General features: G+C 64.6%; 22 protein-coding genes. 3 read left to right on the top strand and 19 right to left on the bottom strand.

Features of this window, described 5'->3' with window-relative positions:
• Window positions 1–284: 284 nt before the first annotated feature.
• Window positions 285–1232, top strand: coding sequence for an alpha/beta hydrolase (locus HNQ40_RS11530; RefSeq protein ID WP_184677982.1), 948 nt, complete (start codon window positions 285–287; stop codon window positions 1230–1232).
• 16 nt (window positions 1233–1248) lie between these two features.
• Here the strand turns inward: HNQ40_RS11530 and HNQ40_RS11525 are convergent, their stop codons facing one another.
• On the bottom strand, window positions 1249–1428 hold the full coding sequence (locus HNQ40_RS11525) for a hypothetical protein (RefSeq protein ID WP_184677981.1): 180 nt from the start codon (window positions 1426–1428) through the stop codon (window positions 1249–1251).
• 237 nt (window positions 1429–1665) lie between these two features.
• Here HNQ40_RS11525 and HNQ40_RS11520 point away from each other — a divergent pair, with 237 nt between their 5' ends.
• Window positions 1666–2277, top strand: coding sequence for a hypothetical protein (locus HNQ40_RS11520; protein WP_184677980.1), 612 nt, complete (start codon window positions 1666–1668; stop codon window positions 2275–2277).
• 5 nt (window positions 2278–2282) lie between these two features.
• Window positions 2283–2714 carry a T6SS immunity protein Tdi1 domain-containing protein gene (locus HNQ40_RS11515; RefSeq protein ID WP_184677979.1) on the top strand — a complete coding sequence of 144 codons (432 nt, stop codon included), beginning with the start codon at window positions 2283–2285 and terminating at the stop codon, window positions 2712–2714.
• A gap of 24 nt (window positions 2715–2738) precedes the next feature.
• Here the strand turns inward: HNQ40_RS11515 and HNQ40_RS11510 are convergent, their stop codons facing one another.
• From HNQ40_RS11510 to HNQ40_RS11425, 18 genes are all read right to left on the bottom strand, one after another.
• Window positions 2739–3182 carry a YbaN family protein gene (locus tag HNQ40_RS11510; protein ID WP_184677978.1) on the bottom strand — a complete coding sequence of 148 codons (444 nt, stop codon included), beginning with the start codon at window positions 3180–3182 and terminating at the stop codon, window positions 2739–2741.
• Between the two features lie 81 nt (window positions 3183–3263).
• Window positions 3264–4694: a sugar transferase gene (locus HNQ40_RS11505; RefSeq protein WP_184677977.1), complete on the bottom strand. Its 1431-nt coding sequence runs from the start codon at window positions 4692–4694 to the stop codon at window positions 3264–3266.
• Window positions 4695–4900: 206 nt separating this feature from the next.
• On the bottom strand, window positions 4901–7309 hold the full coding sequence (locus HNQ40_RS11500) for an exopolysaccharide transport family protein (RefSeq protein WP_184677976.1): 2409 nt from the start codon (window positions 7307–7309) through the stop codon (window positions 4901–4903).
• A gap of 512 nt (window positions 7310–7821) precedes the next feature.
• The gene (locus tag HNQ40_RS11495) at window positions 7822–8655 is read right to left on the bottom strand and encodes an exosortase/archaeosortase family protein (protein WP_221435500.1); all 834 of its coding nucleotides are present in this window, start codon (window positions 8653–8655) and stop codon (window positions 7822–7824) included.
• 212 nt (window positions 8656–8867) lie between these two features.
• Window positions 8868–9845, bottom strand: a complete 978-nt coding sequence (locus HNQ40_RS11490) for a hypothetical protein (protein ID WP_184677974.1) — start codon at window positions 9843–9845, stop codon at window positions 8868–8870.
• A 178-nt stretch (window positions 9846–10023) separates the two neighbouring features.
• Window positions 10024–10887: a WecB/TagA/CpsF family glycosyltransferase gene (locus HNQ40_RS11485; RefSeq protein WP_184677973.1), complete on the bottom strand. Its 864-nt coding sequence runs from the start codon at window positions 10885–10887 to the stop codon at window positions 10024–10026.
• Window positions 10888–10909: 22 nt separating this feature from the next.
• Window positions 10910–13156, bottom strand: a complete 2247-nt coding sequence (locus tag HNQ40_RS11480; RefSeq protein WP_184677972.1) for an ArnT family glycosyltransferase — start codon at window positions 13154–13156, stop codon at window positions 10910–10912.
• Window positions 13157–13255: 99 nt separating this feature from the next.
• Complete coding sequence (locus tag HNQ40_RS11475) at window positions 13256–14332, bottom strand: lysylphosphatidylglycerol synthase transmembrane domain-containing protein (RefSeq protein WP_184677971.1); 1077 nt, start codon at window positions 14330–14332, stop codon at window positions 13256–13258.
• The gene (locus HNQ40_RS11470) at window positions 14332–15435 is read right to left on the bottom strand and encodes an NAD-dependent epimerase/dehydratase family protein (RefSeq protein ID WP_184677970.1); all 1104 of its coding nucleotides are present in this window, start codon (window positions 15433–15435) and stop codon (window positions 14332–14334) included. Before HNQ40_RS11470 ends, HNQ40_RS11475 begins: the two co-directional genes overlap by 1 nt.
• A gap of 206 nt (window positions 15436–15641) precedes the next feature.
• Entirely contained in the window at window positions 15642–16868 is a 1227-nt protein-coding gene (locus tag HNQ40_RS11465; RefSeq protein ID WP_184677969.1) for a glycosyltransferase family 4 protein, read from the bottom strand.
• Window positions 16869–16980: 112 nt separating this feature from the next.
• The gene (locus HNQ40_RS11460) at window positions 16981–17793 is read right to left on the bottom strand and encodes a hypothetical protein (RefSeq protein ID WP_184677968.1); all 813 of its coding nucleotides are present in this window, start codon (window positions 17791–17793) and stop codon (window positions 16981–16983) included.
• Between the two features lie 102 nt (window positions 17794–17895).
• Complete coding sequence (locus HNQ40_RS11455; RefSeq protein ID WP_184677967.1) at window positions 17896–19185, bottom strand: glycosyltransferase family 4 protein; 1290 nt, start codon at window positions 19183–19185, stop codon at window positions 17896–17898.
• Complete coding sequence (locus tag HNQ40_RS11450) at window positions 19182–20993, bottom strand: glycerol-3-phosphate dehydrogenase/oxidase (protein WP_184677966.1); 1812 nt, start codon at window positions 20991–20993, stop codon at window positions 19182–19184. Before HNQ40_RS11450 ends, HNQ40_RS11455 begins: the two co-directional genes overlap by 4 nt.
• 5 nt (window positions 20994–20998) lie before the next feature.
• Window positions 20999–22096: a glycosyltransferase family 2 protein gene (locus tag HNQ40_RS11445; RefSeq protein ID WP_184677965.1), complete on the bottom strand. Its 1098-nt coding sequence runs from the start codon at window positions 22094–22096 to the stop codon at window positions 20999–21001.
• Window positions 22089–23123 carry a glycosyltransferase gene (locus tag HNQ40_RS11440; protein WP_184677964.1) on the bottom strand — a complete coding sequence of 345 codons (1035 nt, stop codon included), beginning with the start codon at window positions 23121–23123 and terminating at the stop codon, window positions 22089–22091. The genes HNQ40_RS11445 and HNQ40_RS11440 overlap by 8 nt, the downstream gene beginning before the upstream one ends.
• Window positions 23116–24453, bottom strand: coding sequence for a glycosyltransferase family 4 protein (locus HNQ40_RS11435; RefSeq protein ID WP_184677963.1), 1338 nt, complete (start codon window positions 24451–24453; stop codon window positions 23116–23118). Before HNQ40_RS11435 ends, HNQ40_RS11440 begins: the two co-directional genes overlap by 8 nt.
• On the bottom strand, window positions 24450–25580 hold the full coding sequence (locus HNQ40_RS11430; RefSeq protein ID WP_246402838.1) for a glycosyltransferase: 1131 nt from the start codon (window positions 25578–25580) through the stop codon (window positions 24450–24452). Before HNQ40_RS11430 ends, HNQ40_RS11435 begins: the two co-directional genes overlap by 4 nt.
• Complete coding sequence (locus HNQ40_RS11425) at window positions 25577–26152, bottom strand: serine O-acetyltransferase (protein ID WP_184677962.1); 576 nt, start codon at window positions 26150–26152, stop codon at window positions 25577–25579. Before HNQ40_RS11425 ends, HNQ40_RS11430 begins: the two co-directional genes overlap by 4 nt.
• Window positions 26153–26154 lie beyond the last annotated feature (2 nt).

Raw genomic sequence — 26154 nt, 5'->3', positions numbered from 1 at the left:
CCAAACCACCCCATTTTCAATTCTCGGGTGGGCGGTCCTGCCTGGCCGGGGCCGGGCAAATCCGCTCTCTGACACCCTTGTTGTAACGGCTTTTCCCCACATGATCAACCCCGCTCCGCGTTTACCGGGGAAAACTCCGCCCCCCCCGCCCCACGCACCGCCCCAGAACGCCGCCCCGATCCGCTGGCCAACCCGGGCTGATGGGGTATATTTGGGGTGATTCAATCTAAAACGGTCGCAAAACCCGCTTTTCAGCCGGATTTGGCCCCGTCAAGCATCCGCCGATGAACAGCCCCGCCGAAAATATAGAAGCCCGCCGCAACCTCGTTTTCGAGGAACTGCCCGCCCAGCAGCTGCTGCTGGACCTGTATCGGCCGGTGACCGATCGCCAGGTCCCGGTGGTGCTGTATTTCCACAGCGGGGGTTGGCGCTCGGGCAACAAGGACGACTGCCGCGTCCGCTGGCTGACCCGCTACGGCTTCGCGGTCGCCAGCGTCAGCTACCGCCTGCTGCCCCGCTACGGGTTCCCTTCGCAGATCGAGGACGCCAAGGCCGCGGTGCGTTTCCTGCGTGGCAACGCCGAGGAGTTCGGGCTGCACCCCGAGCAGTTCGTCGCGTCGGGCCTGTCTTCGGGGGCGTACCTCGCCTGCATGCTCGGCCTCACCGCCGGCCACCCCATCCTCGACCAGCGCTTCGAACCCGACATCGAAAAAATGGCCCACCCCGGGCTGCCCAACAAGCGTGAGAACTACTCCGAACAATCCACCCATGTGAACGCCGTGATCAACTACAGCGGGCTCGTAGATTTCATCGCGATCCAGACCTGGGCGTCGCGTCGTGGCACCCGGGCCGAGCGTTCGCCCGAAGCCCGGCTGCTCGGCCACGCGGTCCACGAAGACCGCGAGCGGGCCATGCTCGCCAGCCCGATGCATCACCTCCACGCGGACGCCCCGCCGTTCATGCACATCCACGGCGACCGCAACGAGGTCACGCCCCTGGACCAGACCCGCAAGTTCCACGCCGCCCTGCTCGAGCTCGGTGTCACCTCCAAGTTCACGCTCGTCCGGGGCGGGGGCCACAACAGCCGCCGCATGATGGACAACCCCGCCATCCAGGACCGGGTCGCCGACTTCCTGCACCGCCACCTCGGGACCGAGGGCGGCATCCGCGCGGTCTACGAGGAAAGCCACGCCCGCACGGACGACGAGTCTCCGACCAATCCCATTTCTTAAGCCCCCGTCGCCGGTCCTATTCGTCTTCGGCCTTGCGTTCGGCCGAGGCCTCCGCCGCGGCCGACGCCTCGGCCACCAACACCCCCACACCCGCCAAAGCTTCGATCGGCCCGGACAGCTCCTCACGGACCGGCTCGTGCGTCATCCAGGCGACACCCGCGATCAGCGCAACCAAAATCAAAACCGTCGTTTTCATGTGGATACCCTCTCAATCCCTTGACGGGCCTCGGCCCGTCCCCCGTTCAGGCATGTCCCACCGCCTGAACAAACTTTATTTTATAGGAGCCTGGCCCCGGAGCCACATAAAATCGCGCAAATTCTGCGCAAGTGCCCCTGTCGTTTATCGGACACAAATGGAGTTTTTACTGGGTTTGGCCCTAGGGCGTGCTATGCTTATTTGGAAAAATTCAAGTTTTTCGGGACAGATTGCACCATGTCCATGGTTCCCCCGGCTTGGCCGGAAGACAACTTGAACCCCGGCCAGACCGGACCCAAGCCGCAGCCACGCGGCCATAAAGCCGGTGCGCCCCGAGCCTCCTCGACCTTCACCGGACCCAAGCCGCGTCTCGCTGGCGAGGGCCAACTGCCCGACACCGGCGACGGACAACTTAGCCGGTCTCACGCCGACGGCCAACCGCGCCTCCGCCTCGTCGGGGCCGGCGCCATCGTCAAGCCCGACCTCACCCCCACCGAAGGCACCGCGATCGCCGGCACCAACGACCCGCGCTGGGTCTTGGCCGTGCGTGTATCTGAACAATTGCAAGGCTCGGTCCTGCCCCCGGAGAAGCGCGACCGCCTGGTGAAGATCGGCAAGATGTTCGGCCTCACCGCCTTCGACGCCAACCTCATCATCGCCATCGTCCAGGACCAGGCCCGCCGCGGCTACGCCCCGGCCTACTGCCCCACCGCCGGCGAACCCCAACTGCGGATGGTCCCCCCGCCGCAGAAGGTCAAGTGGATGACCCCGCAACGCACCCTGCTCATCGCAGGCATCATCGCGGGCTTCATTGCGCTGGAGTTGGTGGTGCTTAGCTGGGTGTTCTGATCAACATGCTTGCCACTATCCGCGACGCATGGGGTTGGTTGAATATCAACCCCGTTGCTATCGAAGCCGAGAATGAATTTGGCTGTGTGATCTTCTTAGACGCAGATGGATCACGTTGGCTTATTCGTACGGACGAGCCCTCCTGCGAAATCATTGCACGCACTGATTCAGAGTATGAGAAACTCGGCGCGGATAATGATTTTCTTCTCGATTGGATAATGCCCGGCTTGGTAGAGTCGGCGAAACAACATTTAGGCAAGAACGAAGCAGAACGATGTTATTGCCTGAAGATCCCTTGCTTCTTGGGTGGAAAATACGAGATCGATAATATGGGAACCATCAGCCGCAAGGAATTAATTGCCTTCGCAGGTAATCTCGCACTTCAGATTCGTGATATTCCCGACGGCGCAACAATCAAGTTAGATTGGGCAGAGTAAAGCTTTTCGCGTAAACGCCGATCGCTACTTCTCGTTGCGCCCCTCTGCACTGAATCCAAAGTGCAGCCACGCCGAGACGCCTGCGGCGATCGCGGGCAGAGCCAACGCATAGATCGGTGAATAGCCGAGCCACAACAGCACGGCAACCGAGAGGCTAATCCCCAACCAGATACCCAGGATCGCTCGCCGTTTGTTCGCGGTGGTCAGTCGGCGGTGTTCGAGCAGGTCTGAAATCACCGGGCCGACGCGGGGGCGTGAGTAAATCCAGCGTTGCAATACCGGGCAGCTCCTGCTGAAGCACCAGGCCGCGATCAACCAGAAGATCGTCGTCGGCCAGCCCGGGACCACCACGCCGATGCCCCCGAGCGTCAACAACACCCCGCCCGCGGCGGCATACATCCACCGCACCAGTCGCGGACGGTCCTCAAGGGGCACCGTCACCGGGGTTGGGCTGTTCGGCTCGGGCATCACCGAAGTATAGAAGTCGGGCTCGGCCCTGAGAAACCCCGTCCATGGATACAGTGTTTTGACCCGACCGAGCGTAGCCGATCACTTCATGCCGACGAACGCGGCCATGGTCTTGAGGATGATGTAGAGGTCCATCCGCCAGGACCAGTTCTCGACGTACTCGATGTCGTAGCGGATCCATTCCTGGAAGTCGCGGCCGGCGTCGCGGGAGCGCTTGACCTGCCACAGGCCGGTGACGCCGGGGCGGACCGAGAGGCGGGCTTCGCGCCACGGCGGGCAGTACTGGTTTTCTTTGTACGGGCTAGGGCGCGGGCCGACGATGGCCATGTGCCCTGCGATGACGTTGAGGAACTGCGGCAGCTCGTCGATGTTGGTCGCGCGGAGGAACTTGCCGACGCGCGAGATGCGGGGGTCGTCGTCGATGAAGAACTGCGGGCCGTCGGCCTGGTTCTGCTCCATCAGCTTCTTCTTGATGTCCTCAGCGTCCTTCCGCATGGTGCGGAACTTGAGGCAGGGGAAGTTCACGCCGCCACGCGACTCGCGGGTGTGGGCGAAGAAGAACGGCCGGCCGTCTTCGATCAGGATCGCCAGCATAACCAGCGGATAGATCGGCAGGGTCAGCAGCAAAGCAATCAGCGCGAAGCCGAGGTCGAACAAACGCTTGAGCCCGCGTTGTACGTTCGAGATCGTGCGGACCTTGATCGGCCCGGTGAGCACGTCGGTGAGTTCGATCTGCTTCCACTGCAGCTCTTCGACTTCGGGGCGCTGCTCGGGGACGTCCCACAGCACGGCGGGGCCGACGATGGAGCCGGCGTGGCTGAGTTCGCGGCCGGCGCCGACCCAGACCGGGCCGATGAAGCGGGTGTGGTCGGGGCGTGAGCCGGTGACATCGCCCCAGGCCTGCTGGTCCAGACGCGAGGCCCGCTGGATGGTGGCGTCCGGACGCTTCCAGACGGTGACCAACTCGCGGATGAATTCGGTCACCTGCGATTCCTCGGCGCGGTCGTAGACGCAGCCGCCGACCGATAGGGTCGTCCGCTGGTTCGGCGGGATCGTGCGACGCAGCAGACGCCAAGCGGTGCGGGCGTCCGAGGCTTGTTGCCAGAGTTGGGCCAGTTCACGCGACGGCGTCAGCGCGACCCGCCCCAGCCGCCAGTCGGGCGAGCTGTACACGCGCTCGAAGCGGGTGAAGCGGTCGTTCTCGTCGGTGATCACGCGTTCGGAGTAGCCCTGCTCCTGGGTGTTGTGCAGACGCACGAACAGCACCTTGGGCTTGAGCCAGCTCAGCGTGTCGACGAGCTGCCCCAGCCGGAAGATCGACAGCGAGTGCGGGTCGGTGAGCAGGAACAGCTCGGCGTCTTCCACCAGGTCCGACGGCTCGCCCAGGCGAACGACCTGCACCCCGCGGGCCGCCCAGAAGCGGTCGTGCAGCTGCACCGCGTCGAGCCCCCACACGGTGTGGGGCACCGAGGGGTCGTCGTATTGCGTAGTCAGTTCGGACGGGGTGATCATGGGTAGGCGCTAGGGATTAGGCGTTAGGCGCTAGGCTTGGGTTTGGGGCATTGCGAAATTCCCACGCCCGCATTGTAGGGCGTGGGCATGAGAATCCGTTTAAGGCATTCGGATAATGTGCACAAAGTTTCTCTCTCCTTCGGGTCACCTCAGGCAACCCAGCGCTCTCCTAGCGCCTAACCACGAGCGCCTAGCGCCTCGGTCACTCAATGCCCGTTGCTGCTTCCGTTGGCGACGGATTGGCGGCGGGGCTTGCCGTTGGGCGACTTGCTGGGCGTGCCGAAGGCGGCGACCGCCGAGCCGAGCGGGCCGAAGCGGGCCGCGATGGCGGGGTCGGCCGAGAGCAGGCTCTGGGCGGGGTCGGTGCGGCGTTCCTGGCTGACGATCGACGCGAAGGACGCGCTGTTCATGTCGGCCTCGAGGGCGTGGTTGAACACGCAGCCCACGACGTTGGCGCCGACCGAGATCAGGTGGTCGCGGGCCTTGGTGGCCATCGACTTGGAGTCGCCACGCGACACGATGAGCACGGTGGCGTCGGCCTCGGCGGCACACATCGACGCTTCGAGTGAGCCCAGGCACGGGCCGGTGTCGAGCAGGACGATGTCGTACTCTTCCCGGGCACGGGCGATCAGATTGCGGATAGCCTTGGGCGACAGCAGGCCGGCATCTTGCGGCTTGGCGGCGCCGATGGGCAGGACGTTGAAGTTCTCGATGCCGGTGTTGGCCACGCACTCGCTGAACGGGCGGCCCTGGCAGGCGTCGAGGATGCCCAGCGCCGAGTCGGCCTGGCGACGGTTCAGACGCTGCAGGTCTTTCTTGGTGAGCATGCCCAGTTCGACGAGGGCGTCTTTCAGGTTGGTGCCCTTCTCACGGGCGTGGCTCATGGCGTTGGCGATCTGGTCGTCGGTCAGCACGGTGTCCTCGCGGAGGATCGCTTCGACCGAGCGGTTCACCACCGCACCCACGCGGCGGGTCAGGCCCGCACCCACGAGGTCGCAGTCGATGACCAGCGTCTTGGATTCACTGGCGGCAAAGGACAGGCCCATCGCGACCGAAAGCGAGCTCTTGCCCGAGCCCGCGGCGGGGCTGGTGACGCTGAACACGCGGGCGGTGCCGCGGTTGGAAATCTGCAGGAGCGTGCGGATGTGGTGCACGGCGTGAGCGGCCCGTTCGGACTGCTCGGGGTCGGCGAAGTTTTCCGGCAGCGTCGGCAGGATGCCGAGCATGCGGGTGTCGCGGAGGCCCATGCGGGCGTCGCCGGCGTGACGCAGGCGGCTGTCGAGCAGACCCAGCAGCATCACGAAACCGAAGCCGATGCCCGTGCCGGCCATGCCGCCGAGCACGGCGACCTGCTTGGCCTTGCCGCCGTTGTCCGGCGAGCTGGGGGTCGCCCCGGGAGCGAAGATGTCGATGGTGCCCTTGAGCGAGTCCATCTCGACGTTGATCTCGTTGATGCTGTCACGCGACTTGTCGATGATCCGCTGCTCGTCGTCGATCAGCTCCTGGAGGTCGGCGACCTCGGCCTGCTTGGCGTTGAGCTTTTCGAGGCGGCTCTGCACATCGGCGAGTTGGCGGTGCCAGAGCTGTTCGAGCTGACGCAGACGGTCGTACTCGGGGTCGCCGATCAGGGCGTCGATGTCTTCGCTGAGCAGCTGCTCGATACGCACTTCCATCTTGGCGTTGAGCACGTCACGTTCGGCGCTAAGGCCTTTGACTTCACGGTGGCCGGGGCCTTTACCGCCAAACTCCAACACCTTGATCCTGTCTTCGATCTCGTCGATCTGGATCTGCATCTGATTCAGAACGGGATCGTTGGAGATCAGGTCCGCGGGGTTCGTGGACATGCCTTCCTGGATGGGGTTGCGCGAGTTGAGCTCGGCGCGGACGGTGTCGAGGTTTTCCTGGAGCTCGATCCGCTGGTTGGTCAGCGCCCGGATGTCGGCTTCCATCTGATTGAACTCGTAGTCGGTCAGCACGGTCCGGCGTTGAGCCAGGTACTGCTTGATCTTGATCTCCGACTTCTGCACCTGCGACTGCAGCTGCGTGACGCGGTTCATGAAACGCGTCTCGGCCCGGTAGTCGAACTCTTCGCTGTAGGCGTCGAGCAACGCACGGTTGCCGACACCCGCGGTGATCGCGTCCGGTGCGTCGAAGGAGATGGTGAAGATGTTCTTGTCGTTGTTACGCTCATCGATCTCGGTGTCGATGGCCTTGGAGAATTGCTGCGGGGTCCATTCCACGGCCTCATCGCCGCGGCTCTTCCAGGTGTCCGACGCCATCGCGCGCTCGGCGACTTCCTGGCTGCGCAGCATCTGCTGCTGACGGGCGACGAAGCTGTACCAGCGTTTCTTGCTCGTGGAATCGTCGATGCCATCGAAGATCAGTTCTTCGCTCTCGACCACAACTTGGCCGGTGCTGCGGTACATGGGGACGACGCTGGAGTAGCCGAGGTAGCCCAGGCCGCCGCCGAGGATGAGCGAGAGGAGGACGGCCCAGTGGAGCCGGCCGCGCAGAAGAGACATGAGCTTTTCGCGACGCTGCGACGAGTCGTCGTCGCCGGTGGTTTGCATCACGGGGGTGCCGCTGGGGGCGTTGAAGTTCAGTTCGTCACTCATCGCACTTTTTCCGCGTCCTGAGGCCGGGGGGCCGGCCGTATCGTAAAGGGGGCTGTTCGAACCTCCCGACGCGGGACGCGGAGGGGGTGATTGGCCGTCGTACCGAGCAATCATCCCGTGGGTCCCTGATCGTGGGCGTCCTTCAGACGCCCGGGGTTCTTGGATTCGGGCCCTGGGCCCGTTTCAGCGCTGCGTGCCGAGGCATCGGCCTCGGCGCTCAATCCATCGATGCCGCGACAAGCGGCTCACCTCATACGGTTCATTTCGTCCATATCGAGCGACCGATTTACGGCTTCCCGGCCAACACTATACCCGCCACTGGCTTGGGCTTTGATCCAAAACCCTTCGCACTCCTCGGAAGCACTGCAAACCCACCCCGGGCACAGATACTACGGTATTTATCGGCCCGGGATCGCGGTGGGCCATGATATTCGGCGGGTCTTTTTTCATCGATTTCTTCCAGCTCCCCGATTCTCCGGACGCCTTTCCGGGCAGGCCCTGGGGCCATTGCGTTATTGGTCGTAGGACAGGGTGTAGCGCCGGATGGGCACCGAGGCCCAGGTCAGCCCGCGGATCGCCCCCACCAGCAGCAGGAACGCCACCAGCAGCATGATCCACTCCCCGACCTGCAGCCACACCCCCGCCATCTCCTGCGACATCCCGCCGTACAGCCAGAAAGTGCCGAGCAGGGCCAAGGCGCTGCACACGATCGCCGAGATCGGGCTCAGCAGCAGCACCACCAGCCGGACCGACATCCGCAGCGGCACCCCGAACACGAAGCCGTAGCTGACCAGGAACAGCGACATCGCCATCGGCAGGCCGCTGCACACATCGTTGAGCCGCATCGACGCGTCGCCAATACGGATGTGTTGGCCGTTGAGCGAGGCGGTGGACCCCAAAAGCGAGTACATCCAGCAGGTCAGGCTGCCCGTGGCCACCTGCAGCGGCTGGGCGAGTTGCTCGGCCCAGGCGATCGGCGGTGGGATCAGCCCCAGCAGCACCACAAACGCCGGGAGGTAGGACTTGAGAACTTGCCGGCCCATGATCGCTGCCAGACACCCCGCCGGCAGCAGGACCGCCCCGAGGTGGAACAGCCAAGGGTACACCCGCTTGTCGCCGTACACGTACGCCGCCGCGCCCACCGCCGCGATCACGATCCCCGGGAACGAGCCCGACGGGCGGCACAGCAGCATCCGCTTGCGACGCACCCACGCCAGCCACACCGCCACCACCGGCACCAGGAACACGTGGCCCGCCACCGGACGGGTCACACCCAACTCGATGATCTGCGCCCAGCCGCGCCATGTCACCGCCATCGCCGCGATCACGATCGTGATCGCCGACATGAGGTGCCAGACCGTCCAGCCGTTTTTTGTCAGTCGCCGCGAGATCATGGGTTACACACCGTGGCGCCAGTGCACCGGGTAAAGCCGCCTTGACTCGGCCTAACCAAAACATCCCTGTGTCGTCCGAACATCCTTGTGTCTGCGACTTGGCACAGTTTACCACAAGTCCCCAGCACCCCCGGGAACTTTGGCTGTGAAACCGCCCCGCTCGTTCAGGATTGGGCGGGCAATACGAAGTGGTTGCCGTTGACGCGGGCCCCGACCACGCAATCGACTTCGGACTGGTCGCGAGCGACCAACACGCCCGGGCAGACGACGCTGCGGACCAGGACGGCGTGGGCCTCGACACGGGCGCCCGAGAGAATCACCGAATCGTGGATGATCGCGGTCTCGTGGACGCGGGCACCGGGCTCGACGATGCCGAAGGTTTTCTCCCAGTCTTCGCGGTGAGGCGAGTTGTCGTTGGGGCCGGCCTGTCGGCGGTGGTATTCACGAAGCGTTTCGAGGTACGCCGGCAACGTCCGCAGCGACCGCGAGGTCGGCTGGTCGTAGCGCACGACGCGGACATCGTGGGACTCAGCGATCGAAGGCAGCGCTTGCTCGTTGAGGTCGACAAACCCTACCGGGTTGATGTCACGCAGGCACCCGCAACGCATCAGCATCAGCCCGCTGGGCGTGCCGTTGGCGCTGCAGATCATGCTCACGTCGGCGTGGACTTCCGCCATCGCGCCCGACAGCTCAGCCAACGGCTCGAACAGCAGCTGCGAAGCGTGGGTGACCAGGATCAGGTCGTCGTCGCGGTACTCCCGGGCGATGTCCGACAGCAGCCCGCCGGTGCCGCGGAACTCGCCGGGGTCGATTTCGATGGAGAGTTGCACCGGGCCATGCTGAGTCACGCCGGGCGTCATGCCGCTGGCCTGGTCGACCATCACGCGGACGGGCAGGTTGGCGATCCCGAGCTGCTCGGCCATGGTGACCAGTTGCTCACGCCAGCAGTCCAGCACCGAGCGGTTGCTGCCCACGGGCATCTCCAGCGCACTGCGGCCGGTCGCTTTGCGGAGCTGGTTGGCGCGCACGGAACCGGCGAGCAGCACCACGGCCCGGAGGTCCGATAATTGGTGGCCCAGCCGCCCCAATCCGGGGTGGCGTCCGGTCTGAATCGTGCTCTGATCGGTAATCCTGAACAGCATTACGTCGATTCCCTACTCTTCCGCGACAATCAGCATCCCATGAGACCCTGCCCTATGCGAGTTAAATCGGCGTTTGACGCGGATTAATTCAACTCAACTTCGGGCTGTGGCATGCTTGATCATCGCCCGGCAACGCCGGGTACCGCGTCCTTTCGGTGGTTCGTTTGGGGTCTCCCTCTCATGCGGACCTCCTGCCCGCGGGTGTTTCCAGCTCCGCACGGTTTTTGACCACGCGTCGCAGGACACTTGAGGATATCAGAACAAATGCAAACGGGATACCATCAATCAGGTATCGCCGGGCCAATCGCTTGGGTTCCTGGAGCATCCGGTGCATCCATTCCATGCCGAATTTCCGTATCAGGACCGGAGCCTGCTTCACCTCGCCAGCGATAAAACTGAGGCTGATCCCGACCCCCAGCCACCACGCGCCGGGCAAAACCTCGCGGATTTCACGGATTAAACGCTCCTGCTTCGGCGAACCCAGGGCCACATACACCAGGTCGGCCCCCGATTCACGCAACGCCCGGGTCATCGCTTCCATCTGCTCGGGGTCTTTTTCAAAACCCATCGGCGGACAGAACGTCCCGGCGATCCGAAGATTAGGGTATTTCCTAACCAAAACCTCACCCGACGCGTCTGCGGTGCCGGGGTCGCCGCCCAACAAAAAGACACTTTTATCCCGATTGGCTGCGGCTTCAGCAATGGACCAAACCATCTCCGAGCCCGCCACACGCTCGGGCAGGGGTGTCCCCTGGATCTTGCTCGCCCAGACCAGCGGGGCCCCGTCCGCCACCACCAGGTCACACTCATCCAGCATCGCCCGGAACTCGGGGTCCCGGCCGGACCGGAGCAGGTGGTCCAGGTTCGAGGTAATCACCCAACCGCCCTGCCCCGCATCGAGGTGGACCATGATGTGGTCCACCGCCTGGGCTTGGGTCACCCGGTCGAACCACACGCCACGCAGGTCGATACCCGCAGGACGCGGCGGGGGCTCGGAACTGGCGGGGGACGGAGAATCGGTCTGAGAATCGGATTGCGTCATCGTGGTCGTGGTCGTGGTCGTCTTACGGGGCGGGCTGCGGCGAAGGACTCGGAGCCTCTTCCACCGGCTCGGCGGGCGCTTCGGTGTCTTCCAAGGCATCATCGGCCAAGACGGCTTCATCCTCACCCGTTTTTTCAATCACGGGCAACACCGCCACCGCGGCGAACGAACTCTCGTCTCGGCCACGCACCGCGTGCGCATCCCGCGGCGTGATCAACTCCAGCACCTCGGCGTAGTCCAGGTCCACCAGATTCGCCAGCTCCGTCGTCATCCGGTCGTTGCTCACGACCCAGAGCTTGCCGCCCTGAGCGTTCACCTCGGCAATCACCTCGAGCAATCGCTCAGGCGTCGCCACGATCTGGGCGCCGTTGTTCGGCTCGTACCAGCGGCCCTCTTCGTCCTCGAGCTTGAGCGTGAACACCATCGGCCGGGCCACGATGTAATCGATCTGCCCGATGAAGTGATGCACCAGCGTCCCGCGGTGCGGCGGGCCAACGCTGAGCACCTTGTCGTTGGGCCCCATGTTGTCGCGGACGTACACGCTGACGCTCTCGACGTCTTCGTGGAAGTCGGCAAAGGCGCGCCAGTTGAACACGCCGCGCACGTGGTTGCGGACATCGGTGTAGTCGCGTTGGGTCACGCCCCAGGCCGTGTTGGGCCGGAAGTCTTCAACCGCGCCCACCCCAACCGCTATCGGAAGCGCCACCGCGATCACTCGGCCCCAGCTCTTGAGCTTCCACAGCCCCGCAATCCACAAGCCGAAGCCGACAAACACCGCCGCATAGGCCGCGTAGATCATCGGCGAGAGGTGGAAGAAGTAACGCGTCTCGTTGAACTGCCCCTCCGCCAAGCCGCCCAGGCACAGGCCCAGCAGCAGCAGGCCGATGATCAGCCACGGCCCAGCCGGCCGTCCTTCTTCGTCGCGTGACTGCCTGGCCAGTAACAACAAACCCACGGGCAATAACGCCAAAACCGGCAGCAAGCCAAACACCCCGTACCAACCCCGCCAGAGGTGCTCCAGCGAGTACCGGCTCCAATCGGGATAACGGAACAGCCAAACCACGCCGCGTGCGTAGCCATAGGAAAGAAACTTCACGTTCACCGCGGCGTGCACCGCGAGCATCGCCGCCGAGCCGAGCATCGCCAGGCCGAGCGGCGACCAGAGGTCGCGTCGTGTCCGCACCCACCACGCCGCTGCGGTTACCGCAAGCATGACGACGATCGCGCCCTGGTGGATGCCCGCAAACAGCAGCATCGCCGCGCCCACGAGCAACTGCCCGATCGCATCGGGCTTGGGCAGCTTGCGGGCCGACAGCAACATCACCAGGAAACCCACCGCCGCGATACCGATCGGCACCGCGACATACAACGGACTCAACTGCCAGGCCTCAACCGTGTTCTCCATCGAGGGCAGCTTCACGTCCGGCAGGAAACTCAGCGGCTTCTTGCTCGCCTCCGCCGCGGCGTCCTGCGCCTCGGTGTTGGTCGTGTGCACGATATTCAGACTCGCGTCCGACAACGACTTGGTCCACGCCCCCAGCGCCTTGCGATAGAACACCCACCACGCCCCGAGTACGCCCGACTGCACCACCAGCAACGCCCGACGCGTCCACGTCTGATCGCGGTACGGCAGCAACACCAGGAACACCAGCCCGATCGAAACCGCGGTGTCGTGGATGGTGATCGCGACGAGCGCCAGCACCCAGAACGCCACCTTCGGCCAGTGCTTCCGCAGCATGTAGCCGTGATAAAACGCGATCATCGCCAACATGAACACGCCGACCAGCAGCGTGTAGAAACGGGCGTAGCGTGACAACTCAACGTGCCACTGCGAGAACGTGATGAGCACCGCCAGCGCCCAGCTCATCGCCGGGTTCACCAGCGTTCGGCCAAACCAAAAAGCGATCGGGATGCACAACACCCCAAACACCGCGGCGGGCAACCGCATCGAAAACGGGGTCAATCCCAGGATCTGCGCACACGCCGCTTCGAGGTAGAGAAACAGCGGCGCACGCGTGTAGGCGTGGCCGGACTCGAGCTTGGGTACGCCGTGCTCGAGGATGCCTTTCACCCCGAGCAGTTGGTAGCCCTCGTCGACCTGGAACGTGAGTTCGCCGAGGTTCACAAAGCGCAGCAGCGCCCCCACCACAACCAGCAACAGCATCGCCACAGGCGCGACCCAACCGGGCAGGCCACGCGATGGGTCCAACATCTCGGCCGAAGCTGTTTGCTCGGTCTGCTGTTTACTCGGTGGTACGTCGCTGGCCATCGTGTTACCCCTTGATCCCTTTGTCATCCGCACGGCCTGTTTCGCACGGCCCCCGTCCGCACCCAAGCCGTACCGCGTTGTTAGTTGAAGCGCCTTGTTTTATCGAGTGGTCGCGGGACTCGCCACCGAAGGCGTCTCGGCGTCGTCTCCCTCCGCCGACGGTTCGACCACCGCGCCGCGTTCGGGCTGGCCACGATCCACCGCCAGCCAGACGCCGCCCCAGATCGCGACCCACGCCACGGTGACCCGCGACATGAGCTGCGCGGTCAGACCCGCTTCCTTCGGCACGTCGTACATCTCCATGAGCACGATGAACGCCCCGTCGACCAGCCCCCAGCCGCCGAGGCTGATCGGCAGCATCCCGATCACCATCGTCGCCGCCGCGACCACCGCGATCTGGCTGAACGTCACGTCATAACCCAAGCCCCGCACCAGCAGCCAGAAGATCATGATCCGCATGGCGTGGAACCAGAACGACAGCAACATCGCCCAGATCACGGTCCAGAACTGGCGGTTGTAGTCGTCGGCGTAAAGCACCAGGCTCCGCACCGGGCTCGGGCAGTATTTCATCTCGGCGACCTTGCCGAACCAGCCCGCGAACCAGCAGACGCCGGCGACCGCCATGCCCGCGGCCCAACACACGCCGGCGATCAGGCTCCAGAACGAAAGCTCGTTACCGCTGGCCGCGTAGTCCAGGCCCGCGCCGATCGTGCCCATGATGAGCAACGCCGAAAGCCCGGTCGCCCGCTCGACGAACACCGGCAACACCGCGCACGCACGGTGCTTGCCGTTGCCCAGCGTTTGGTAGATGCGGTAGCCGTCGCCGCCGATCATCGACGGCAGGAACTGATTGAAGAACGCCGCGATCACGTACCACTTGTGCAGCAGCCAGAAGCGGTACTTCAGGCCGTGGACCCGGAGCAACATCTGCCACTTCCACACGCTGGGAAACAGCATCGCCCACCACAACAGCACCACGACAGCGATCGCCCCCCAGGTGTATCGGTCCAGGTTCTCGACGAACCCGTCCCACTCCACCTGCGTGACGATCCAGCCCACCAGCACCGAGGTGACAATGAACTTCAACCCCACCTTCAACCACTTCTTCAGCGGTTTCGCCTTGGGGGCCGAGGCTTCCTCAGCGGCTTCCTGGATGGGTTGGGTGTCTTCGCTCATTATGCGGGCACGATATCGGGGGCCATCATCGCTTCATGCGACTTCTTGACGTGCTCGAGCATCGCCAACTGTTCGGGCGTGCGCTCGGGCTTTTCACCGGCGAGGTGGCCCTGCTCGAAGTACCAGTCGGCGGTGGCAAACACGCCCTGGGCCACGGTGACCTGCGGGTTGTAGCCGATGTCGCGGGCGGCCCGGCCGTTGTCGAAGTTGCGGTCGTGCGTGAAGAAGTGCACGCGGCGCGGGTGCAGCGGCGGGTCGATGCCCAGCGGTTTGCAGATGCCCAGGCACAGATGGCTCGCCGCCAGCACGGGCCACAGCGGCACACGCTTGGTCGGACGCGGCACGCCCACGGCATCCGCGACGATGTCCGCGTAGTCATTCAGATAGATCGGGTCCGGGCCGCCGATGATGTACGTCCCGCCGACCGCGTTGGGGTGTTCGCCGCAGAGGCGGAAGCCCTGGGTCAGGTCGTCGGCGTAAACCGGGTGGTTCCACACCTTGCCGCTGCCGACCATCCGCCACTTGCCGGTCTGGATCAGCTTGTACATCTTGAGCATGCGCAGGTCACCGATGCCGTACATCGACGCGGGCCGCACGACGACGCCGGGGAAGCCCTTCTTCATCGCGTCGCGGAAGATCTCTTCGCCTTCGAGCTTGGTGACCTGGTACTCGTCGCCGGGGTTGAACGGCGAGTCTTCGTTGCAGGGGATCTCGAGGTTGTGGCCGTGGACGCCCGCGGTGGTGCAGTGCACGACGCGTTCGACGTCGTACTTGCGGCTGGCGTCGAGCATGTAGTTCGTGCCGTTGACGTGGACGTCGCGGTTGCCCTTCAGGCCGGCATTCGCATCACGGAACGGCGAGGCGAGGTTGTAGACCACCTTCGCGCCGCGGATCGCCGCGTCGACGTCCTCGGCCGACTTCAGGTCGCCGCGCACGATTTCGACACCCCACGACTCGGCGGCCTTCGTGTCCGACGTCGGCCGGGCCAGGATCCGCACCCGCTTGCCGGACTTGGCCAAGGCCTCGGCCAACGCGCCGCCTGCAAAACCCGTGGCCCCAAAGACCAGGGCGTCAATTTCATATCCAGATGATTCCGCACTCAACGTATCTGCTCCAATTCCGATTCACGGGTTATTCGGACCTTCACGGCCCGCTGCCCAGTGAGGTTCATATTGATCTATCTCTGTATCGGTGGTTTATGCCGTCGATACGCAGCCCCCGCGGAGAAATTACACCCCACACCACTTTCCTTCGGGTCACGCGAGCGGCGGGTTAAAAACCCGTCAATCCGCTCCATCAAACGGGCCATTCAGGCGCTATCCGTCGACGCGGTCCCTTTAAACGAGTCCATGGCCGGCTCCGATTCCGGGGGGGTGTTGCTGGGCCCCAGGTTGTTGTAGAGCTCCTCCATCCGACGGCAGTGGGCGTTGTAGGTGAAATCGGCCTCGACAAAAGCTCGCCCCGCGGCACCGAGCTTGGCCCGCAGGTCCGGGGAGGCGGCCAGCTCGCCGATCGCCTCGGCAAACGCCTCGGGGGTTGGGTCGGCGAGCATGCAGACGCTCGAATCCACCACCTGGTTGTGCGTCGTCAGATCGGTCATTAGTACCGGCCGACCCGAATGCATGTACGGGAAAATCTTCTGCGGGGTATTGATCCCCTCGATCCGCGGCGCCGCCAGGATGTCGGCCTCGGCGAGCAGTTCATCGAGCCGATCCGCCGGCCAGCGCCCGATCACGTGGGCACGCCCACGCAGCCCCCGCGTCTCGACCCGGGCGCGGTAGTCGTCGATGTCCGCATCGACACCGCCGGCGATCACCAGATCGACCTCCACCCCTTGCTCGACGGCTTTGGCATAACCACGGAGCAGCAAATCGACCCCTTGGTAAAACTCGAGGTTCCCAACGTACATCAGGATCGGCCGACCCTCGGGGATATCGAGCTCTTCACGCAGGCTGCCGGTCGCTTCTCGATCGGGGTCGGCGAGCTGGGAGATGTCGTGCAGCACCACCACCCGCTTGGCCCCCGCCTCCTCGGCGAGTTCGCCCAACGCGTTACAGACCGGGGCACACGCCGCCGCGCCGCGTATCGCCAGGCCTTCACACCAATTAAAGAAGCCCGATAGCGGACGCAGGAAACCCTTCTTCTCGACCAGCTGCTGGGCCAGCGAAGAGTCCATGTCGTAGATATACGGCGTGCCGTAGAAAAGCTTGAACAGCATCGCGACGAAGACCATCTCTTCGCCCGCATGGATCACGTCCGGCTTGGCCTTGCGGTGGACGCTCCAAACCTTCTTGATCAGCCACAGGTCGGCAATCAGCTTCTTCAGCGAGAAGCCCGGACCGATGGTGCCCAGCCAATCCGGGTAGTTGGCCCGGTGGATGGACACGCGTTCGTAGCTGCGCGGTTCGCCCTCGCGGTACACACACAGATCGACCTCGTGACGCAGATCGCTCAGCGACCGCATCATGTAGTCGATCGAGATCGGCGTGCCGCGCTCGACGAAAAACGCTTGGGGGGCCATGTATTGAATCTTCATATCCGTGATCCTGTTGCTTGCGCGATCCGTCGTTCCGGCCCACACCCATCGCGTCTGCCGACCGTGAGATCGGCGAGGTGAAGATTCGTATGCTTCGTCCGGTCTAGTTCTCTCATGACAACCGCACCCCAATCTGTTGAGCGATCCCCGTCATCAAACCAACCCTTGACCCAAACGTATTCGGCGTCGGGCCGGCTTTGCGCAACGCGTCCACCACCCGGTCGGCCCAGGCCGTATCGAACGTGTCGCCGCCGACCACATCCAGCACCACCCCCCAACAACCCACTCGCTTCAGCCCCATCGGGGTCCGCAACGGGTCCGAGCCCACCAACACGGTCCGCCCCCGTTCGCTCGCAAGCTTCAGAAACTTCTGCTCGCCCACGCCAACACGCCCGCTGTTGTCACCGAAGGCCAAATCACTCGGCCCGTCTTCGATGAGCTGGCGGATCAGGCCACCCCGGGCGCCGCTCCACTTGCCAACGCCGTACACCATCACGGCCAATCCCCCGCTGGCCCGCGCGGCGTCCACCGCTTCGTCCAGCAATCGGCCGTCGGCGATATCGACCGGCCGACCCATCGAAACGACTTCGAGGCCGTTGTCGCATTTGATCTGTCGCCCCGCGATCAACCCGATGGTCATGCCGTCGTGGTGCAGCGCTCGCAAGGCGAATTCGCCCACGCGTTCGATTGTCCATCCGCCGACACTGCCCGCATCGGCCAGCCGAGCTAAACCGTCAACGCCTTGCACGTCGGTCAGGCACAAGACACCGATCCCCGAACCCGCCGCGGCGAAATGCGCGGCCGCGGTATCGAGGAACACCTCGGCGTCGTGCTGCTCGTGCAGGTGGACGTGCGTGTCGATCCACAGGCGCACCGTCTCCGCAGCCTCGGTCGGCGCAAGGGTTTCCCCTTGCTGAACGGGCACGGCGATATTTTGCGGGGTCGCGGTCAAAGATTCTCCATCGTCAGGCGGTGACACCCATTCGTCGGGCGGCGAAGCACGGTTCGCCGGCGACTTGCCCTGTGGTCATGCCACCTTCTCGCTGTGAAGTGCGGAGGCCCCGGCCCGCTCCGTCGGCGTGCCTTGGGGTTTGGTCGGTTTGTTCTTTTTCTTCGTGACCGACGCGTACACCTCCACGAGCTTCCGCCCGCCCGCGGCCCACGAAAGCTTGTCGATCACGCGGCGACGCCCGGCCTGGGCTTTCTCTTCGGCCAACGCTGGATCGTCGAGGTATCGGCAGACCGCGTCGGCGAGCGATTCGCCGTCGTCGACCTGGCCGTACAACGCCGTGTCGTCCAGGAGCGAACGGTTCACCCGCGTCTCGGTCGCCACGATCGGCAGGCCCACCGCCATGTAGTTCAGCAGCTTGCCGTTGGCCTCGGTCACGTCCGCCTTCGCGCTGAACCCGATGTCGCAGGCCGCGAGGTAGTCGCGCGCCTGGTCGTACGGGATCCGGCCCGGGAACATCACCGAGTCGCTGATGCCGAGCTCGTCGGCTACGCCCTGGTAGTGCTCGACGTTCGGGTAGCCCATCACGACAAACACCACATCGGGGTGCTTCTCGACGACGCGCTTCGCGGCGTGGAGCATCACGCTCACGCCCTGGTACTCGTTGAGCACGCCGAGGAAGCCGACGAGCTTTTTATCCGTGGGCAGGCCGAGTTTTTCACGCAGGTTTTCGCCGGGCGCTTCGGGGAGGAAGGCGTTTTCGTCGACGCCGTCGTCCAGCACGGTCGCGGGCACGGTGAGTTCGTCGATCTCCGCCACGCCCTCGGTGGCGCGGTCGCTGCTGAGCACCAGGTGGTTCGGCCAGCGGATCAGCCAACGCTCGGCGGCACGGAAGAGGTTGTGCACGAAGCCCTGCTTCGGGATGAAGTTGTGCTGCACGAGTTCGCCGACGAGCGAGCCCTGCAGGTCGCCGACCAGCGGCACACGGAACAACAGGCTCAGCACCTTGCCGATGCCGACGCCTTCGTGCAGGTGGCCGTGGATCACGGTGGGCTTGTCGCGGAAGCACGCGCGGATGCCGGTGCACAGCAGCAGCGCATCGAGATAGAACTGGTGGATGCTCGGGCCGGCCGCGAGCTTCTTGTACCAGGGCACGTTCAGCGAACGGTAGATCGGCAGGCCTTCGACATCTTTGCCGACGTGATAGGTGATCACGGTCGCGCGGTAGCCCTCGCGCTCGGCGGCGCGGATCTCTTCGATGATCCGCACGTGGCAGCCGCGGTCGGAAAAGAACGGCGTCGGGGCGACGACCAGCACGTGACCGGCCGAGCCTTTTTCAATCGATGGTGTGTCCTGCGTATCACTCATGCCGGAACCTCATGACTGGTCGGGGCGGGCTCGGCCTGTACGGGTCGGGCGTCGTAGGCCACTCCCCGCATCGCGTAGACCGCGCGGACCGATTCGATCTGTTCGTTCTGCCGGGCGTCGTCCCAGCCGGTCGAGCGAGCCATCAGCTCTGCAGCGCGACGCAGCACCGCGTCGCCCGGCCAGCCGAAGAAGCCCAGCGTCGTGCGGCCGAACACCGCGTCGGCCAGCGTGACCGCCATCTCCGATTGCGCGGCGTAAACGATCTCGGCTCCGGTCACCGGCGAGGTCGGGCCGAGCGGTTCGACCAACCCGGGCTCCTCTGCGATCAGCGCGAGAAGCTGGGCGTAGGCGTCGCCGTAATGTTTAAGAAAATGCTTAAGTGTTTCTTCCGGCACGTTGTCGGGGCGGGACGCCGAAGCCTCGGCCATGAAGCCGTCGTAGTCTTCGTAGGCCCCTCCGGCCAGCGGCGCGTCCGCGGTCTTGCCTTTCGCCACCGAACGTGCGAGCACATCCACCGCGCGGTCCACGGTCTTCTCCGCGACGTCGCGTGCCGTGGTCCACTTCACCCCCAGAATACTCAGCAGCCCCGGCGTACCGTTCTGACTTTCGTGTTCGAGGATCGAGTAGTGCTTCTGGTACTGCGGGTCGTCGGGCGGAGCGCCTTCGGCCAGCGGCAAACAACCGACATACGACCACTTCACCTCGTCGTAGCCCAGCTTCGCGGTCGGGTAGGTCGCGTTGAACTCGTCGACGTACTTGCGGACTTCGTCTTCGGAGATCGACACGTCGGCCGGGTCGCCGCTGTACGGCTCGTAGTACGTCCCGATCAGCGACAGGTCGTGCCAGGGCGTCACGAAGAAGTTGCGGTATCCCTTGCCGACGACTTCGTGCTTGTCCTGATACGCGGCGCGGCCCTTGACCGCGACGGCCGAGCCGTTGAGCACGTTGCGGGTCACCAGCACCACCGCGCGGAAGATGTCGTAGGGCTTCTTAACCGGCTTGTCGCAGGTCTCGCCCGCGATGCGCATCCCCGCCGCGTCGAGCGTGTTGGCGGTCCAGGGGCCGGTGCACGAGATAGTCAGGTCCGCGTGGATCTTCACGGTCTGCCCGGTGAGCTTGTCGGTGGCCTCGACGCCCAGCACACGCGTGGAGTCGTCGCGCAGGAACTTGTTCACTTCAACATGGTTCGCCACGACCGCGCCTTCGGCGGCCGCGGTCTGGACGACCGCCAGGGTCAGGCGTTCGCTGTTGACGATCTGGCCGTCGTGGAAGATCGCGCCGCCGGTGACGTCGTCGGGATCGAGCCCGGGGGCTTGGGCGAGGCATTCCTCTTTGGAGATGATCTGGCCGTGGCCCAGGTGCTTCGACTCAGGCAGGCCCTTGTTGCGGTCGCAGCTGACGATGTCGTTCATCTTCAGCGCAACGCGCATCAGCGACTTGCGCTGCACGCCGCCGGGCGTCGTGGGCACAAGGAAAGACTGCGATTCGACCAGGTGCGGCATCAGTCGCATCACGATGCTGCGTTCGCGGATCGATTCACGCATGCGTTTGAAGTCGGCGTGTTGCAGGTAGCGGAAGCCGCCGTGCAGGATGCGTTGGCTGTTGGCGCTGGTCGCGGCGCCAAAGTCGGCCCGGTCCACGAGCGCGACGGTCAGCCCGCGTTGGGCCGCATCGAGCGCGACCCACGCGCCGTACACCCCCGCGCCGACGACCAGCACGTCGAACGTCTGGCCGTCCAGACGCGACAGGTCACGCGACATCGCGGTGGCCGGGTCGGGCGTCGGGTTGTCGATCGCGTCCTGTGTCATGCCGATCACCCCGCTTGCGAAACCTCGTCGCCGCCCGGCACCTGGAGCCGAGGCGTGGGACGGTCATCCGGTTGTTCGCCGCCGAAGAACTTGCGACGGACCTTGTACGGCCGCAGCGATTGGCTTTCGTAGTAGATCCGCACCATCAGCTCGGACAACACCCCCATCATCAGGATAATCACGCTGATGAGGAAGGTCATCATCGAAAACAGCAGAAAGATGTTGCGGTTCAGGCTCAGCGGCTTGCCGTTTTCGGTCCACATCACGCCGAACTTCTGCAGCACGGCCACGACAAACGCGGTGAACGACACGGCGACCGTGATCGCCGCGAGCTTGCCGAAGAAGTAGATCGGCTTGGTGCCGTAGTCGCCCAGGAACTTCACGGTGAGCAGGTCGAGCAAGACCTTGAAGGTCCGCTTCAGGCCGTACTTGCTGCTGCCGAACTCGCGGGCGCGGTGGTTGACGACCTGGTCGGTGACACGGGCGCCGCGCCACTTGCAGATGGCCGGGAGGAAGCGGTGCATCTCGCCGTAGAGGGTCACGTCCTTGAGCACCTGGGCGCGGTAGGCCTTGAGCGAACAGCCGAAGTCGTTGATCTCGGTGGTCCAGGTCAGGTGCTTGATGATGCGGTTGGCGATCTTGCTGGGGAACTTGCGGAGCAGCGCGCCGTCTTTGCGGTCCTTGCGCCAGCCGCTGACGATGTCCCACTTGCCGGGGGCCTCGCCGTTCTCGTCGAGCTTGGCGACGAGCTTGGGGATGTCGGCCGGGTCGTTCTGCAGGTCGCCGTCCATGGGCACGATGACCTCGCCGCGGGCCGCGTCAAAACCCGCCGCCATCGCCGCGGTCTGGCCGAAGTTGCGCATGAGCTCGATCACCGTCGCACGGGGGTCGTCCTTGGTGGCTTCGAGCAGACGCGGCACGGACTCGTCCCACGAGCCGTCGCTGACGAAGATGACTTCGTAGCGGTAGGCGCCGGCGTCCATCACCGCGGCGATCTCTTCGTACAGTTTCTGCACGCTGTCTTCTTCGTTGAACACCGGCACGCAGATCGACACGTCGAAGTCGTACTGGGGTTCTTCCGTCCGTCGGTTCATCTCATCCATGGTCTGCCCCCAAAGGCAATGGGCCGTCACGTTCGGCCGGTGGTGATTGAAGTTCTGAAGGTTGTTCCGGGGCGGGGGGCCCGTCGTTAAATCGTTGGCGGTTGGCTTCGTCGATGTCGGCCGTAGCGGCGTGTTTGCCCTTGAGCAGGCAGGCCCACTGGTACGCCCGAAGGTATTTGCGGAATTCCAGGTCGTCGTAGCGCGGCTGGCGGGTGAGCATCGCTTTCACGTAGCCCCACCACATCGCGAGCCCGCCCACGATTACCGGCGGCCGGCTCATGCGGAACACCGCGCTGGCGGTCATGTACGCCAGACCCGTGCCCATGAACCACTGGCCGAAGCCGTGGCGCATCCGGCCGGTGAAGATGCCCTTGTGGCTCGACCCCATCGGACGCAGGTGCAGGAAGCGCAGCTCCGGGTCGTCCCAGGAGCAGGCGACCCAGCCGTTCATCCGGCAGCGGTGGCAGTCGATGCCGTCCCACATCACCTGACGCACAAACCCGCCGACGTCTTTGAAGCAGTCGGTGCGGTAGAACTTGATCATGCCCACGGACATCTCGTCGCCGCAGGCCTCGGAGATCAATTCGCCGTCGAAGGTCTTGTCGGTGTTGGACGGGCCGGGGAAGTAGGCCTTGCCCGAGCAGGTGCCCAGGCGCGCGTCGAGCTCCATGCCCTGCATCAGGATCTCGAAGTAGCGTTGCGGAAGGTCGAGGTCGAGGTCGATCTTGCAGACGTAGTCGAACTCGTCGGGGTTGATGGTGTCGTATCCCGCGTAGAAGGCGTCGATCACGCCGGGGCCGACCTTGCGGACGCCGCGGTTTTCGCGGGTGACGATCTGGATGAAGTCGTACTTTTCGGCGTACTCGGCGAGGATGGCGGGGGTGTCGTCGGTGCTGCCGTCGTCGACGATGACCCACCGCGCGGGCGGCACACTCTGAGTGCACACGCTCTCGAGCGTCCGGCGGGCGAACTCCGCTTCGTCACGCGTCGGGCTGATCAGGCAGTATCGTCGGCTGGGTTCAGGCATGGTTGGTCGCTCCCATCACTTCTCCGGGAGCAGGATCGGTCTTTTTCTCGGACGCACGCGTCGGCGCCGCCGCCGCAAACGCGGCTTCCAATCGGTCGAGGTTCACCGACATCGAAAACTCCTCGGCGACCCGGGCCCTGCCCGCGTCCGCCAAGCGTTGTCGAAGCGACGGGTCACGCGACAAGCGCACCAACACCTCGCCTAACTCATCGACCGCCCCGGGCTGCACCATCAATCCGGTGACATTATCGGCCACAAGTTCGCGGATCGTCTCCAGGTCCCCGCTGACCACGCACACGTTCCGGGCCATCGCTTCCATGAGCACCACCGGGATGCCGTCGCGGTCGCCGTCGGCCGCCTGTTGGCAGGGCAACACGAACACGTCCGCCTGGCCCATCATTTCCCGCACCACATGATTCGGCTGTGCTTCCGCAAACGTGACCCGGTCGGCCACGCCCACCTCGTCCGCCAATGCTTTGAGATTTACCATCTCCGGCCCGTCACCAACGAGCGTCACCCTTAGCCCCGGGCTCTGCCCGGGGTCGTCGCCTTGGTATGTGGTCTGCCCCCGGGCAGAGCCCGGGGCTAAGGGGGGACTCGCCGCCGCCATCGCACGGATCAGGACATCAAACCCCTTCTTGGGCACCAGCCGCCCCACCCCAAGAAGCGAGATGCCGCCCTCGGTGGTTCCGGGGGTGACGGCCGTGAACTCCCGCATGTCCACCCCGCAACGGATCACAGGCAACTGCTCATCGCTCAGCCCCGGCACGATCTCACGGTAAAACCCGCGGTGCCACTCGCTGATGCACGACACAAACGCGGCGCGTTGGAGCTTGGTCTTGAGAGCCGAGCGGTCGCGGAACAGGTCCGCCGCGTGGCCGGTGGTGCTGAAGGGAACGCCCAGCGCCTCGGCACACGCCATCGCGACGGTGGTCGGCACGTGGGCCATGTGGGCGTGGACGTGGGTGATGCCACGATCCTTCACGCGCCGGGCCAGCGCGATGCCGGCCGCGAACTGCAACTTGTGCTTGGGCCAATACGTCGGCGACACCTCGAAGATGCCATGCGGCCACCACGCCCCGCGTTGCAAGACCGCGTCGCGGATCACGCCGACCTTGCCACCGATCCCTTTGCCGTAAACGTGGATCGCCTCGGCGGCGAGGGCGTCGAGCTTGTCATCCCCCAGGTCACGCTCGGGCGCGTTCACCGAAGCGATGCTCACCTCAACGCCGCGCTCGCGCAGCCCCAGCACCTCGCGGTACACAAACGTCTCACTACGCTTAGGCAGGATCGAGCCGACGTACAGGATGTGCGGGGTGGGCACGCTCATGCCGTCGCGCCCTCCGCAGACTTGTATTCGATGATCTTGGCTTGCTTACCGAGCTTGTGGTTCTTCCAGAAAGTGCCCACGCCGATGGCGTTTGCAAACTTTCCAACAACCGTAAAGAAAGCATAGATCGCTGACGTTTTGCCTGGATCTCCCAAGCCACATCGGTAACGCCAAATCTTGAACGCTAGTACCAAGTAGCCCAGAAGCAGCAAGTCAATCATCGCCACCACCAAGATCAGTGGTGACTGATACCACGCCTCGCCTTCAAGCACTGTGAATTCGATCACGAAACCAACCACAAACAAACCCGCAATAAATAGCGGAATCAACATCCCCCAGAACACTATGCTGCGCACCTGTTTCACATTGTGCCCGTCGGTCTTGCCGTGCATCGCGGCGCCCTGGGCGTAGGCGTGGCCGGCCCGGACGTTGCGTTTCCACCACTGACTGAATTTGGTCATCGCCGCGTCGTGCAAGGTCATCTCCGCGTCCAGACGTTCGATGGTCCAGCCCGCCTGGCGCAGACGCACGCACATCTCGGGTTCTTCGCCCGCAATGACCGTGGGGTTGTACCCGCCGACTTCTCGCAACGCCTCGGCACGGAACAGCGCATCGCCGCCGCACGAGCGGGCCATGCCGATAGGCGTGTCCCACTCCATGTCGGTGAGGCGGTTGTAGATCGTCGCCTCGGGGAAGCGTTCCCGGCGGCGCCCGCAGGCCACCGCGAATTTCGGGTAGGCGTCGAGATAGGCCGCCGCGGTTTCGAGCCAACCGTCGACCACCTCGCAGTCGCCGTCGATCATCTGGACGCACTTCACGTCCGGCATGACTTCCTGCAAACGCGCAAAGCCTTCGTTGCGGGCGCGGGCGGCGGTAAAGGGGATCGACAGGTCGAGGTCCACGACTTCGACGCCCAGCGACTTGGCGAGCTCGGCACTGCCGTCGGTCGAGCCGGAGTCGACGTAGACTACCTGCGCCACCTTGCCGACGACGGATTCGAGGCAGAGGCGTAGGCGTTCGCCCTCATTGCGGCCGATCGCGATTACGCCGATGGGGTTCACCGCGGTCGCGGTGGTTTTCGCCGAGTCGTCCGAGTGTTCGGGTTGGGGCATCGGGGCGTCGCTCATGCCGACACCTCCTCGGAGGCCGCTTGTTCCTCGACGGGTTCTTCGCGTGGGGCAATGATCTTCGCGGGGATGCCCACGGCCGTCGCCCCGGCGGGGACGTCCTTCAACACCACCGCGTTAGCACCCACACTCGATCCGTCACCAAGGTGAACCCCGCCGAGCACGGCCGCACCCGCGCCGATGCTCACGCCCTTGCCCAGCACCGGGGCTTGGTCGGGTTGGTCTTCCCGGCGGATGCCGAGGGTGACGCCCTGGCGGATTACGCAGTCGTCGCCGATGACGGCGTTGCCGTGGATGACGATGCCGGACTGGTGCTCGACGACGACGCGCCGCCCGAGCTTTGCGGAGTACGGGAGTTCGATGCCGTAGACGTTGCGCACCCGGCGGTGGAGCATGCGGTAGAGCACGCTGAACGGGGCGCGGAGGAGCTTGCTCTTGATCCCCATGCGCCAGACGCCGAACCGGTGGACCGCCACGGCGCGGAAGCCCGGCCGCGTCCAGTCACGGCGGTGGGCCGTGTGGTCTTCGCGGATCTGGGCCCAAAGGCCGAGGTTGTGGTCCTGATCGTTCATGG

Origin of the sequence: Algisphaera agarilytica (assembly GCF_014207595.1) — a bacterium.
GTDB lineage: Bacteria > Planctomycetota > Phycisphaerae > Phycisphaerales > Phycisphaeraceae > Algisphaera > Algisphaera agarilytica.
This window is presented reverse-complemented; position numbering and strand designations above follow the sequence as displayed.

Bases quoted from the DNA above. Each gene is read 5' to 3' on its own strand.
- HNQ40_RS11485 (WP_184677973.1), bottom strand. From the start codon at position 10,887: ATGACGCAATCCGATTCTCAGACCGATTCTCCGTCCCCCGCCAGTTCC.
- HNQ40_RS11515 (WP_184677979.1), top strand. From the start codon at position 2,283: ATGCTTGCCACTATCCGCGACGCATGGGGTTGGTTGAATATCAACCCC.
- HNQ40_RS11430 (WP_246402838.1), bottom strand. From the start codon at position 25,580: ATGAGCGACGCCCCGATGCCCCAACCCGAACACTCGGACGACTCGGCG.
- HNQ40_RS11445 (WP_184677965.1), bottom strand. From the start codon at position 22,096: ATGGATGAGATGAACCGACGGACGGAAGAACCCCAGTACGACTTCGAC.
- HNQ40_RS11455 (WP_184677967.1), bottom strand. From the start codon at position 19,185: ATGAGTGATACGCAGGACACACCATCGATTGAAAAAGGCTCGGCCGGT.
- HNQ40_RS11520 (WP_184677980.1), top strand. From the start codon at position 1,666: ATGTCCATGGTTCCCCCGGCTTGGCCGGAAGACAACTTGAACCCCGGC.
- HNQ40_RS11440 (WP_184677964.1), bottom strand. From the start codon at position 23,123: ATGCCTGAACCCAGCCGACGATACTGCCTGATCAGCCCGACGCGTGAC.
- HNQ40_RS11505 (WP_184677977.1), bottom strand. From the start codon at position 4,694: ATGATCACCCCGTCCGAACTGACTACGCAATACGACGACCCCTCGGTG.
- HNQ40_RS11450 (WP_184677966.1), bottom strand. From the start codon at position 20,993: ATGACACAGGACGCGATCGACAACCCGACGCCCGACCCGGCCACCGCG.
- HNQ40_RS11495 (WP_221435500.1), bottom strand. From the start codon at position 8,655: ATGTCGGCGATCACGATCGTGATCGCGGCGATGGCGGTGACATGGCGC.
- HNQ40_RS11475 (WP_184677971.1), bottom strand. From the start codon at position 14,332: ATGAGCGAAGACACCCAACCCATCCAGGAAGCCGCTGAGGAAGCCTCG.
- HNQ40_RS11425 (WP_184677962.1), bottom strand. From the start codon at position 26,152: ATGAACGATCAGGACCACAACCTCGGCCTTTGGGCCCAGATCCGCGAA.
- HNQ40_RS11510 (WP_184677978.1), bottom strand. From the start codon at position 3,182: ATGCCCGAGCCGAACAGCCCAACCCCGGTGACGGTGCCCCTTGAGGAC.
- HNQ40_RS11530 (WP_184677982.1), top strand. From the start codon at position 285: ATGAACAGCCCCGCCGAAAATATAGAAGCCCGCCGCAACCTCGTTTTC.
- HNQ40_RS11490 (WP_184677974.1), bottom strand. From the start codon at position 9,845: ATGCTGTTCAGGATTACCGATCAGAGCACGATTCAGACCGGACGCCAC.
- HNQ40_RS11465 (WP_184677969.1), bottom strand. From the start codon at position 16,868: ATGAAGATTCAATACATGGCCCCCCAAGCGTTTTTCGTCGAGCGCGGC.
- HNQ40_RS11525 (WP_184677981.1), bottom strand. From the start codon at position 1,428: ATGAAAACGACGGTTTTGATTTTGGTTGCGCTGATCGCGGGTGTCGCC.
- HNQ40_RS11435 (WP_184677963.1), bottom strand. From the start codon at position 24,453: ATGAGCGTGCCCACCCCGCACATCCTGTACGTCGGCTCGATCCTGCCT.
- HNQ40_RS11500 (WP_184677976.1), bottom strand. From the start codon at position 7,309: ATGAGTGACGAACTGAACTTCAACGCCCCCAGCGGCACCCCCGTGATG.
- HNQ40_RS11480 (WP_184677972.1), bottom strand. From the start codon at position 13,156: ATGGCCAGCGACGTACCACCGAGTAAACAGCAGACCGAGCAAACAGCT.